This window comes from Streptomyces sp. NPDC048523 (assembly GCF_043199815.1).
Classification (GTDB): Bacteria; Actinomycetota; Actinomycetes; order Streptomycetales; family Streptomycetaceae; genus Streptomyces.
This window is the reverse complement of the sequence record NZ_JBICWQ010000023.1, coordinates 1-11,750: the sequence shown is the minus strand read 5'-3', so window position 1 is coordinate 11,750 and position 11,750 is coordinate 1. Positions and strand designations below refer to the sequence as shown.

The following is an 11,750-nucleotide window of genomic DNA, read 5'->3' as shown; positions in this document are numbered from 1 at the left end:
TTTCCACAGTGGCTGATGCATGCCCCGACCAGATCGCGCCCCATCCACTCGTCCCTACCCGCACCCCGGTGAACCTTCCCGGCCAGAGCACTAGCCGACGCAAAGGGTGCGATCAGATGGGACCTGAGCGTCGACTCCACGGTGTGTCGCGCTCATCAGCATGCGGCCGGAGCCCGTAAGCAGGGCGACCTGCAGAAGGAAACCGCCGGGCGGCGTCTTCGCCGAGCCCGGTGATCACGGGCTGGGGCGCTCGCGCGGCGGGTTCACGACCAAACTGCACCTGGCCGTCGAGCAGGGCCAAAAGCCCATGTCGAGCGTGATCACGGCCGGTCAGCGCGGCGATTCGCCGCAGTTCGAGCCGGTGCTGGAGAAGGTCCGCGTGCCCCGCATCGGACCAGGCTGCCCACGCGTCCGACCAAATCGAGTCCGCGCCGACAAGGCGTAACTCGAATTGGGCGCTCACCTGGGCATTCGTCGGACGGGTGGACGGCCCCGGCTTGATCATGTGCTCCGACCAAAGACGCACGTGATCAGACCGGGGCCGTGAGATGAGTGTGCTGCAACAGATGGATAAGCGGACAGCGTTCGCGACGCTGTCACGCTTCCGGGCGGAGTTCTACGAGTGCCTGAACGGACGCGGGGACGCGTTGTTCGAGCTGGCCGACGCTTTGCTGTGCACGGAGGGGCCGGTGCGGACGCTGGTGGACCTCGCGTTGGCGCCGGAGCATCGTCGTGGCCACGGCGCTTTGTACGGCGGTCTGAACAACGGCCGCCTGGACGTGGCCCGGCTGCGCCGGACGCTCGCCGGGGTGCCGCTACCGAAGGCGGCAGACGGGCGTCTGGTCCTGGCCGCAGATGTCTCGCCCTGGCTGCGGCCGGATGCTGCCACCGCTCCGGACCGCTCGTTCTGCCACACCTACGGCCGCGGCGAGGGCAAGCATCAGATGATCCCCGGGTGGCCGTACTCGGTCATCGCCGCGCTGGAGACGGGTCGCACGTCGTGGACCGCGCCGCTGGACGCCATCCGTCTGGAGCCTGGCGCGGACGTCGCTGCCGTCACCACCGCACAGATCCACGACCTCGTCGAACGACTGATCGTCGCCGGACAGTGGACGGACGGCGATCCGTACGTCCTGATCGTGCTGGATGCGGGCTACGACGCCCCGCGCATCGCCCACCTCCTGGAGGGCCTGCCCGTCGAAATTCTCGGCCGGATACGCTCCGACCGCGTCCTTCGCCGGCCGACCCCGCCCCGCGTCTATGACCCCACGGGCGGCCGGCCGCCCAAGCACAGAGGCGAGTTCGTCTTTGGGGACCCGGATATCTGGGGAACCGAGCAGGCCGTGACCGTCACCGACACCCGCCTCTACGGAAAGACCACCGCACGGGCCTGGGACCGACTGCCCCCCAGGCTCACCAAACGAGCGGCCTGGCTCGACCACGAGGGACCGCTGCCCCTCATCGAGGGCACCGTCATCCGCCTCCGCGTCGAACACCTCCCCACTGGTCGGGAGAACAAGCCGGTCTGGCTGTGGTGGTCCAGGACCGACGCCACCACGGCGGACATCGACCGCTGCTGGCAGTCCTTCCTCCGCCGCTTCGACCTGGAACACACCTTTCGAATGATCAAGCAGACCCTCGGCTGGACGAAGCCGAAACTGCGCAGCCCGCAAGCAGCAGACCGCTGGACCTGGCTGGTCGTAGCCGCCCACACCCAGCTCCGACTCGCCCGCCCGCTCGCCGCCGATCTGCGCCGTCCCTGGGAGAAACCGGCCGGGCCGAACAGGCTCACCCCTGCCCGCGTCCACCGAGGGTTCCGGAACCTGCGGGCGAAAATGGCCTCCCCAGCGCGTGCACCCAAACCTTCCCGTCCCGGCCCTGGGCGCCCACCGGGCTCCAAGAACCGTCGTGCGGCAACACGTCAAGAAATCGGACGCGTCCTCGCCACCGGCGAGGCATTCACCCGCCCGGCCCACCACAAGAAGGGCACCAAGCCACGGCGCACAGGGAAAGAAGGCGTTTCCGCCGACGGATAGGGTCCCTGCATGCAGACGGGTGGGTTACTCGGCTCCGGCCGCAGTGCGGACGTGTTCGCCATCGATGATCACTGGGTCCTTCGCCGATACCGCGACGGCGGCGACGTCACCGCCGAAGCCGCTGTGATGGCCTACCTTGAGGAGCACGGGTATCCGGTGCCTCGCCTCCGGGACCCGGCGGGCGCCGGTCACAGCACGGCGCCGCGAACCGACCTGGTGATGCAGCGGCTGCACGGCCCGTCCATGCTTCAGGCGCTGTTGCAGGGCATGATCACGGCCGAGGACGCAGGAGCGGGGCTCGCCGATCTGCTGCACCACCTGCACTCGGTTCGCGCACAGATCTCAGCCGATCCCGTCAATCGGATCCTCCACCTCGACCTGCACCCGGACAACGTGATGCTCACGTCGGGCAGGCCCGTGGTGATCGACTGGCGCAACACCGAGGAAGGGCCGCCCGGACTGGACTGGGGAATGTCGGCCATGATCCTGGCGCAGGTCGCTGTCGGCAACACGGCCCTGGCGGCGCTGGCCCGGGCAGTACTCGCCTCACTGCTGACACACCTCGGCCCCGCGATCACCCTGGGCAACACCGACTCCGGATGCCTTGCGGAAGCCAAAAAGAGACGGGCGGCCGACCCGTCAATGAACGAGAGCGAGACGCATCTTCTCGATGAAGCCATGAAGCTGATACTTGAGCTAACGCCCGCCCGACCTTAAACGACAAGTTCAGTAGGTGTTTTTGATCCCTGGGCGTAAGGTGCGTGCGCCCTGGACGATCTCCGGTGTGGGGGCTGGCGGGAGGGGCCGGGAGTATTCAGTGCGGACATCAGCCATCGTCACAACGCGGTGGGCGAAGAGACCCGCCCCTGTCCCACCCTTCCCGGGCTTGACCCTGCACCCAATTGGCTGGGGAGGCTCAGATGTTGCTCAGACCGCTTGCTGGGTCTCTGCCGCGATGGTCGGATCACCACGTGTTCGAGCGGCACCGGCCGCTCACCGCAAGGGGGACTCGTGGAACGTGACCGCCGAGGTCTGCCAGTAGGCGCTATGCACGTAAGAGCCAGGACGGCGGCCGCGTACGCCGTCGGCGGCATGGTCCATCTCGTAACGGCCGCGCTGTTCATCGGCAGCGTGTTGCTGATTGTTTTCGGATTGAACACGGTTGTTCAGCCCATGATGGGCCTGGCGCTTCTGGGCCTGGCTCTTGCTCTGCGTCCGCGGATCGGACGGCTGAATCCCGACCTGCCCACCCTGCGAGAGGCAGACGCCCCGGCGTTGTTCGACTTGTTGGGCGGCATAGCCGACACGTGCGGAGTGCGGCCTCCCGAGACGGTCCAGCTCGCTGCGGAGTTCTCAGTCACCGTCACCCACTACGGGTTCTCCCGGAAGCGCTGCCTCGTTGTCGGCCTCCCGCTGTGGGCCACCTACCCGCCCCAGCAACGCGTTGCTGCCGTAGCCCATGCGCTGGCCTATGCGGCTCCTCGCAACGCCCGTTCCCGTGCATTCGTCGCCATGGCCCTCGAGTCACTGGCCGCCGGGTCGGGGACCATGCGAACCAACGACACCGCGTACATCTCCTGGAATGCCAATCCTCTCGCCTTCCGTGCGGACGATGTGGCGACCGGAGCACGGATCTTCAACATCCGGGGCAAGTTCAGCGAGTGGGTGCTGGTAATCCCGAGGGCTGCCATGTCCGCGACAGCGCGTCTGCTGCTCTGGCTCACGCTGCCGGCCAGTTGGAGCGCGCTGTTGGAGGCGGACGACGCTGCTGCCCGGACAGCGTCCAGCGAGGCCGCCGTCGCCGCGCTGAACAACCAGGACCTTGCCCGCCCGGTCTGTGTGGAAGCGCATCGCATGGTGATCGAGATGAAGGCACTCGCCCCGAGACGATCCACCCGGTCCCCCCAGCAGGACTTCTGGGAGAAACTCGCCCGTCAAGCGGCACGTCTGCGTGAACAACGAGGCGGTGAGGCCACCCAAGATTCTCTCAATGCTTCGCGCGTGGCCAGGTTGAGCGCCGCGCCGAGGTGCCAGGCGGCGATCACTCTCGATGAGCCCGGCTTGACCCGAATCGCCGACGAGCTTCGCCGACCCAAGAAGGCGGTGGTGGACAAGATCATGCGTGACGGCGTCGCTGAGCCACCGCAGCCCACGTCGTTGCGGTGATGGCTCCGTCCGCTATGGAGGGCTTCAGGCAGAGGCTGGCAGAAATAAGGTGCGCGAGACCACAGAGGCGATCGTCGGTGCGGTCACCGGCTCCCTGACCGCTCCCCCCGTCCTCTGCTGCTCGGCAGGTACCACGACCACGGGCGCCTGCAGTACACCGGCCGCACCACCACCCTCACCCGGACGGCCAGCACTACGGTCGCCGGCCAGTTTGCCTCGGCGCGGCACGGTCATCCGTGGACGGGCTGGTCGCTCTCCGGCAGGTGGGGCAGTCGCGAGACAGTGAACGTCACGCTGGTGGAACCCGAGCTGGTGGTGGAAGTCGGCGTCGACGTCGCCCGCGACGCTGCGGGCCGGTGGCGCCACCCCGCACGCCTGCACCGCGCCCGCCCCGATCTCTCCGCCGCTGACGTCCCCCGCTGGACGTTCGTTCGGCGTCTTCGTCCAGGTCACCGACGGGATCGAGGGACTGGTCCACCTGCGAGAGCTGACATCGACGCCCGTGGAAAGTCCGCCAGATGTCGTCCAGGCCGGCGACGCTTTCACGGTCGTCGTCACTGAGATCGACGGGGAGCGGCGCAGGCTGGTTCTCTCTAGACGACAAGGCTCGTCCGACGACCGGTCACCCCTCCACGTTGCCGCAACGGTTCCCTCGCGTAGCGTTCCTGAGCGTCTGAGCGCCCGCTCTGGGCGAGGGAAACACCGCTCCAACCCGATGGACCTGCCGTCAGAGCACTAGGGCCTGTGTGACGTCGTGATCAACCGGTTGCCTTCAGCAGGTCGTTGATCCAGATCATCGAGGCGCGGAGGTGGAGGAGGCGAGGTAGCTCTCGGGCTTCTTGTCGTATCGAGTCGCGATGCCCCGCCAGGCCTTCAGCTTGTTGATCAGCCGCTCGACGGTGTTCCGTTGCTTGTAGAGATCGGTGTCGTGACGTGTGGGCCGGCCGCCCCGGCTGCCCTTCTTCCTCCGGTTGGCGGCCTGGTCCTTCTTCTCCGGGATGACTGCCTTGATGTTGCGTTTGTGCAGGTAAGAGCGGTTGGCGCGGGATGAGTAGGCCTTGTCCGCGGCGACAGCGCCGGGCCGGGTCCGGGGACGGCCGACCGGCAGACGGACCCGCACCTTCTGCAGCACGGGGACGAACTGCGGGCTGTCGGCGGCCTGTCCTGCGGTCAGGACGAACGACAATGGACGGCACTTGCGGTCCGCGGCGAGATGAATCTTGCTCGTCAGCCCACCACGGGACCTGCCGAGCAGGGCCTCCTTCAGCCGGAGCCTGCGCTGCCGCCTGACGTGCTGCCGCTCTTCCCGGCCGGGGGCGTCGCGTCCGTCCTGTCCGTTCTGTTCCGGCGGGCCGCCCCCTTTTGCCGGGCTCGCTCCTGCTCGGCGGCGGCTTCCTCAAGCGCGTCCATGACCTCCTTGCCGATGCACATCCCGGCAGCGTCGTGGTGGGCGCGGGCACTGGTGGAATCCACGCTGACCAGGGACAAGTCCGTCTGCCCCTGGCGGGCGGCCTCAGCGATCACGCCTCCCAGCAGTGCGGTGAAGACGCCGGCGTCCCTCCACACCCGGAAGCGGCCGTAGACCGTCGGCCACGGGCCGAACTCGCCCGGCATCTCCCGCCACTGACTGCTGGAGCGGAACCGCCAGATCACCCCCTCGAACTGCTCCCGCAGCCGCTCGGGGTACGGGCCGTACTCGCCTATCGGCAGGAACGGCTCGATCAACTGCCACTGCTCATCGGTGAGTTGCCTGCGCGTCACGATCGTCTTCCTACCGGATCCGCCTTCCAGGCGGATCCTCATCGGCAAGATTGATCACGACGTCACACAGGCCCTAGAAGAGGCCTTTGTAGCCCTGCCAGCCGCTCGCGATCTTCGTGCGGGCCCCGAACGACCCCCGGCCGTCGCCGTTGTTGCGCCAGATGCTCCCGCTGCTGTCCCGGGAGACCAGGTCGGCCTTGCCGTCTCCCGTGATGTCCCCGACCCCGACGACCGTGTTGTACGAGCCGCCCCAGTTGGTGAACAGCTTCGCCCGCGCCGTGAACGTGCCGGTGCCGTTGCCGTAGTACCGGTACACGTTGTTCGCCGTGTCCTGGGTGAGCAGGTCGCCGATGCCGTCGCCGTTGAGGTCTCCGGCCCCGACGACCTTCTTGTACGTCTTCCAGTTGTCGTAGAGCTTCACCCGGGCCGACAGTGTGCCCGTGCTCGTCCCCTTGTAGAGGTAGACGGTCCCGGTCGAGGAGTTGCGCGCGATCAGGTCGGGGCGCCCGTCCTTGTTCACGTCACCGGGTGCGGTCAGGACGTCGTACTGGTTCCAGCCGGACGTGCCCAGCGAGGTGTACGGCGTGGAGGACTTCAGCGCGGCACCGCAGCCCGGCGTGTAGGCGCGCAGGGCTCCGCTGCTCAGCCGCACGAGGACGTCGTTGCACCGGTCCCCGCTGAGGTCTCCGAACGGCACTGCCTTGACCGAGGTGGGCCAGCCGCTGCCGCTCACCTTCTGCGCGAAGGTGCCCGTGCCCGTGCTCTGCTGGAAGGCGAGTGTGCCGGAGGAGTCGAGGGTGAGCAGGTCGGCGAGGCCGTCCCGGCCTGCGTGATCGCGCCGCACGGGAGCGGCGAGGGTCCCGGCGTTTATCAGATGGATGCGTTCGCCGGCGTCCACGAAGGCTACGCGGCCGGTGTCGGGGTCCAGGGTCCAGCGGACGCGTCGGTCCGAGGTGCTGCCCTCGGGCATGAGGTTTGTGGTCGCGGGCAGATCGGCCAGGTCGGAGGTGACTGCCTGCCCGGTGCGGACGTCGGTGCGCACGAGCTTGCCGTGCTCGTTGTCATGGCGGACCAGGAATCCGTCGGCCAGCAGCGCGTCCCCCACGGGCACGGCCACCGACCGTCCGCGGGAGCGGTCGAACACGCCAGCCTTCTTCTGCGCGGCGCATGCCCAGTACACGAAGCGGCCGTTGGCCTGCAGTTCGCTGGGCAAACACGCGGAGCCGACGTTGACGTCGATGGCCGCGGCCGTCGAGCCGAGGCGGCTCATCGAAAGGTGCCCCGCGATGGACGTGGTGGACCACAGCTGCCCGTCCCACAGGGTCGCGGCCGTGGCCGTGCGGGTCGAGACGACCTTGGACTGCGTCCAGTCGACAAGGAAATGCTTGCGGTTCGGACCGCCCGAGAGCAGCGCGTACCGTCCCTGCGCAGCACTCACCTCGCCGTAGAAGCCGGGAACTGTCAGCGTCTGGACCTCGCCGGCGGGTGTACGGCGGTGGATCAGCTGGGAGTTGTCCACGTCGTTGTAGATGACGGATCCGTCGCCGGCGCCGAACAGCCGCACACAGCTGTACGCGAACCCGCACGGCGTGACCCATCCGCCGGCCTGGCGGACCGGCCCCACCTGAGGGGCCGCGTCGGCCGACACGGTGCGCGTGTTGAACATGACGTCGTAGGACGGGGAGGAGGTCTGGTCGGTCCAGGCAAGGGAGCCGCCTGCCAGCGACAGCCCGTCGACGGGCGCGGGCACCGGCGGCATATCCATCACCTCATCGGCGACGATCTGCCCGTCCGGCGCCTCGGAGATGCGGTACATGCCCCAGTGCGCCTTGTCGGGGCCGCCCACGACGATGGCCGATCCGTCCGCCGACGCGTGGACCCAGCCGTCCATCTGCGGGAGCAGCGTGCGCCATTCCCCGGCGTCGGTCAGGGGCCGGGTGAGGGCGGCACTGGTCTCGTCGCCGTAGGTGGCCACCACGACGTTGTCACCGACAAGGGTGAATTGGGTCTTCCCCACGGTGCCCTGGGCCGGAACGGTGATCACCGGTCCGTCCAGCGCGTCGCGGCGCAGCAGCTGAGCGCCGGCTCCCGGATACCACCAGCCGACGTAGTCCTCGCTCAGGACGGGCAGCCGGGCCGAGTTCGTGTTGTACGGGGCCAACACCTTGGTCCAGGTCCCGTCGCGGACGTCGACGAGGACGAGCTGGTTGAGGAAGACCTGGGGGTCCTCGGTCGGCACTCGGTAGCGCATCAGCAGCGAGCGGTCGTCCCGCGCACTCGTCGCGAGGAGCTGCGCGTCGGCGGGCCAGCCGGTCACCTTCGTGTCCTCGGTGCCACCCCCAGGCGCCCGCTTCAGCAGGTGCAGTTCACGTACGTTGGCCACATTGCCGACGTAGGCGACCACGACGCCCTCCCCGGCCGGACCCGCGTAGGCCAGGCCGGTCGGGACTGTCACCGTGCCCCTGTCCTCGCCGGAGCCCATCGCGCGGAACCGCACGACGCGTCGGCCCTCGGCGTCGGTCGACAGGGTGTACGTGGTGTCCGACTGTGCGAGCCCATGGGGTTGCTGAGTGCCGGCGAACTCGGTCGCCTCCCGGGTCCGGCGCGTCGCGTAGTCGGTCCACAGCGGGCCTGTGGAACCTTCGGGGCTCGACAGCACACCTGTGTCGCCGAAGCCGATGAACAGCGGGTTGCGCGGGGCGCTCCGGTCCGCGGCGGGGAGCACGACCTCGCCCGCCCCGACAACCTGGTCGGCCCCGACGGCCACCGCTATCCCTGTGGGCATGGCGGCCGGAGCACCCGCGGCAAGGGCCACGGTCACAGCCAGGGCCGCACCCCCTCTGCCGAACAGACGGCGTCGCACGACCTTGCGAACCTCCACGGAACCCCCCGGCCCCTCACCTTGCCAGCCGCGGCCCCGAGAGCCCCGACAGCTGTGAATGAAATGTGCATGCCCTGTACGGGCGACGGGAGCCTATCAGTGCACACCAGTGGGGTCGCAGGGGTCGCTGAGGCGGCGGAAAGGGCCCGCACGACAGAGGAAGTCTTCTTCGGGTGCAGGCGTGGCCCACCTCATGGCAAGAGGAGCGCGTCATCCTCGGGTGGCGCCACGACCGGACACGGGCGCGTGCTGTTCGCCCTGCCGCTGACACGTCAGCGGCACTCGCTATCGACCGCGGCATGACCTCAGTCGCTCGGGCCACCGGCTGCCGGGCCGGCCCTGTGCGAGGGACAGCGCGTCGGACATCACTGACCCGCGGCTCCGCACGGCGATCGGTGACCAGCTCGATGCACTCATACAACCCTCGGTCCGCGCGGACAGTCTGATCACGCGGGCCGTTCGGCTCCCTGACTCTCGCGGGCTGGTTGAGCAGAGCCCTTGTTGGACCGGCCCCCGTTCTGATTTGGACTCACATGCGTATACGTGCTGCGGCGATGGCCGGGACCACGTCCGCCGCCCTGCTGCTGACCGCTGGTGCCGGTGTTCCGGCGCACGCCGATGGCGGACCGGTCATCACCAAGGTCGTGGTCAACAAGGGCAAGAACATCCTGGTCGGCCCCACCGCCGTCACCAAGTTCAGCGCACAGATCACGGCCACTGATCCGTCCGGCGTCATCGTGGCAGACGCGCAGCTGTGGTACGGGACCTCCCGCGACAACCGCACGGGCGCGATCTCCTACGACGCCCCCAACTGCCATGCCGACAGCTCTACGACCACCACGTGCACCATGAACTTCCAGGTCAAGGCCGACACCCGCGACATGGTCAACGTCGTATCCAACGCGAAGGCCGGCACCTGGCACATCTACGCCAGCGCGTTCTCCAAGGACCGCGTCCAGACCACCATCGACTCCTACGCCACCACCAAGGTCCAGCGAAGGTCCCAGCTGACCGCGAACGCGGCCCCCGAACCCGTCAAGAAGGGCAAGACCCTCACCGTCACCGGCAAGCTCTCCCGCGCCAACTGGAACACCCACAAGTACGCCGGCTACAGCGGCCAGAGCGTGAAACTCCAGTACCGCCCCAAGAACAGCACCACCTACACCACCCTCAAGACCGTCACCACCAGCAGCACCGGCGAGTTGAAGACAACCGTGAAGGCCACCGCCGACGGCTTCTACCGCTACTTCTTCCCCGGCACCACGACCACCCCGGCCATCAGTGCTGCCGGTGACTACGTCGACGTGACGTAGAACCCGCTCGACAGGAACGCCTCGTGCCCCACCACACGGAGCGCCTCGGAGGACGAGGGGTTGCCGGATCACCTGCGGCCCGGGCGGGCGGCCCGGAACTGTGTGGAAGCCGGGGCGCAGGCTCAGCGAACGGCGATCGGGATGACGATCGCGGCCATGGCGGCCACGGCGGCGATGCCGACGGCCATCGGCCCGCGCGCGGCGGGATGACGGTACGCCAGGTACGCAACAGCGCCGGGGACGAGGACGAAGGCCAGGCCGAGCAGGACGAGAACAAGCAGGGTGAGCGTGGACACAGCAGACTTCTCCCATGGGATCAGGGCATGCGTAGCCCGCATGCGGCGTGGAGCGTGGACCGCTCTCACCCCTTGCATCGCGGGGTGATACGCGGACAGGGCCGGGAGTCTTAGGACGCCCGAGGCGAGCCGCGCCGCTCTGCGCGGTCATACGAACGGTGGCGTTCGCCGCCGAGCTCTCACATGGGCTCTGAGCTGCACGTTCAGCGGGTGCAGGCGGAGGGCGTCCGGGGCCTTGGCCGGTGTTGGGCTTCTTTCCGCGCAACTCGTCCGCACAGGAGGGGAATCACGCGGACGGCTTGGGTCATTGGGCCGGCGCAGCGCTGCGCGGCGCGCCTGTTCGTCAGCGAGCCGTTTGGCCTTGCGCCGGACTCGCTCGCCGAAGGCCTCCGGATCGGCGGCGCCGACGGCGGACGCGGCCTCCGTCCAGGTGGCGCCCTCGCCCTCGGCGTACGCGAACACGACTGCCCGCTCCGCCGGGGCCAGCTTGGCCAGCACGGTGTTCAACCGCTCGTCCTCGAACACCGACGCCACCGTCCGGGAGAGCAGGTCCACGTCCGCGACAACCAGGTCGCGCAGCGACAGTCCGTCGCCGAGATCGGCCTCCAGGGACAGGACCCGGCCGTGCCGGGTACGCCTCCGCCACACCGGTACCAGCTGCCGGTGCACATAGCGACATAGCGCTGGCGGCCGTCGACGTCGTCGCTCGCCGAAGCCCGCCGATACCTCTCCTAGGTCCTGCGCGGCCGCCGTGGTGTACGTGATGCGCGGCGCGTTCAAGCGCCACCATCTGCTCGAGCCACATCGGGACGCTGTCCAGTCGCTCGCAGACCACGACGCCTTCGGGCTGATGCGTCAGGTAGCAGTGGCTCTCGTCCGTGAACTTCCTACCCGGCCCGTACTTCCCGTACAGCTGCACGAGGCGCTCCCGGCAGGCTTCCGCGAAAGCCTCCGACTGCCCGTACGTAGCCCTCCTGCTGCTCGGCGCTGACAGTCGTGAGGGCGACTGCGAGGATCTCCTGCGACAGGTCGCGGTCGAAGTCCGTGTGACCGGTCAGGGAAACGAAGATCCGCTCGGCTGCCTCGAAGACTTGCTGCACCTGCTCCTCCCCCACCGTGTCGACCGGGGTAGGCAGGGAGCTCGGCGCCGCACTCGGTGCGCCGTGCCGACGGTGTCGGCGCCGGGGCGCCTGGAAGGCAGGACAAGCTCAGCCGGTCTGCGCGTCCAGCAGGGCGCCCAGGTCCGTGGTGTCCCCGGCGGACGGGGTTGTGACGGTGACCGGCTCATTGATCCGGA

8 protein-coding genes and 1 pseudogene are annotated in these 11,750 nt (G+C 68.6%); 5 read left to right on the top strand and 4 right to left on the bottom strand.

All coding sequences use genetic code 11. The annotated features are described in order from the left end of the window. The first annotated feature begins 548 nt into the window (after positions 1–548). The 4 genes from ACGFWE_RS43320 to ACGFWE_RS43305 all read left to right on the top strand — a co-directional run bounded on the left by ACGFWE_RS43320 (position 549) and on the right by ACGFWE_RS43305 (position 4,941). Positions 549–2,036 (top strand): NF041680 family putative transposase, encoded by a 1,488-nt coding sequence (locus ACGFWE_RS43320; RefSeq protein ID WP_393606176.1) that lies wholly within the window; start codon positions 549–551, stop codon positions 2,034–2,036. Between the two features lie 9 nt (positions 2,037–2,045). Then, entirely contained in the window at positions 2,046–2,753 is a 708-nt protein-coding gene (locus ACGFWE_RS43315; RefSeq protein WP_393606174.1) for a phosphotransferase, read from the top strand. A gap of 375 nt (positions 2,754–3,128) precedes the next feature. Next, entirely contained in the window at positions 3,129–4,202 is a 1,074-nt protein-coding gene (locus tag ACGFWE_RS43310) for a hypothetical protein (protein WP_393606172.1), read from the top strand. A gap of 346 nt (positions 4,203–4,548) precedes the next feature. Next, a complete protein-coding gene (locus ACGFWE_RS43305) occupies positions 4,549–4,941 on the top strand; it encodes a S1 RNA-binding domain-containing protein (RefSeq protein WP_352392286.1) in 393 nt (130 codons plus the stop codon). Between the two features lie 19 nt (positions 4,942–4,960). On the opposite strand, the pseudogene ACGFWE_RS43300 reads toward ACGFWE_RS43305, so the two are convergent. Then, positions 4,961–5,963: pseudogene (locus ACGFWE_RS43300) on the bottom strand (IS5 family transposase). 73 nt (positions 5,964–6,036) lie between these two features. After that, positions 6,037–8,748 (bottom strand): FG-GAP repeat domain-containing protein, encoded by a 2,712-nt coding sequence (locus ACGFWE_RS43295; RefSeq protein WP_393606170.1) that lies wholly within the window; start codon positions 8,746–8,748, stop codon positions 6,037–6,039. A gap of 629 nt (positions 8,749–9,377) precedes the next feature. Here ACGFWE_RS43295 and ACGFWE_RS43290 point away from each other — a divergent pair. Further along, positions 9,378–10,157 carry a calcium-binding protein gene (locus ACGFWE_RS43290; RefSeq protein WP_393606168.1) on the top strand — a complete coding sequence of 260 codons (780 nt, stop codon included), beginning with the start codon at positions 9,378–9,380 and terminating at the stop codon, positions 10,155–10,157. 122 nt (positions 10,158–10,279) lie between these two features. On the opposite strand, the gene ACGFWE_RS43285 is transcribed toward ACGFWE_RS43290, so the two are convergent. Both ACGFWE_RS43285 and ACGFWE_RS43280 read right to left on the bottom strand, forming a co-directional pair. After that, on the bottom strand, positions 10,280–10,453 hold the full coding sequence (locus ACGFWE_RS43285) for a hypothetical protein (RefSeq protein WP_352391539.1): 174 nt from the start codon (positions 10,451–10,453) through the stop codon (positions 10,280–10,282). Between the two features lie 147 nt (positions 10,454–10,600). Beyond that, a complete protein-coding gene (locus ACGFWE_RS43280) occupies positions 10,601–11,233 on the bottom strand; it encodes a hypothetical protein (protein WP_393606166.1) in 633 nt (210 codons plus the stop codon). Positions 11,234–11,750: the final 517 nt, after the last annotated feature.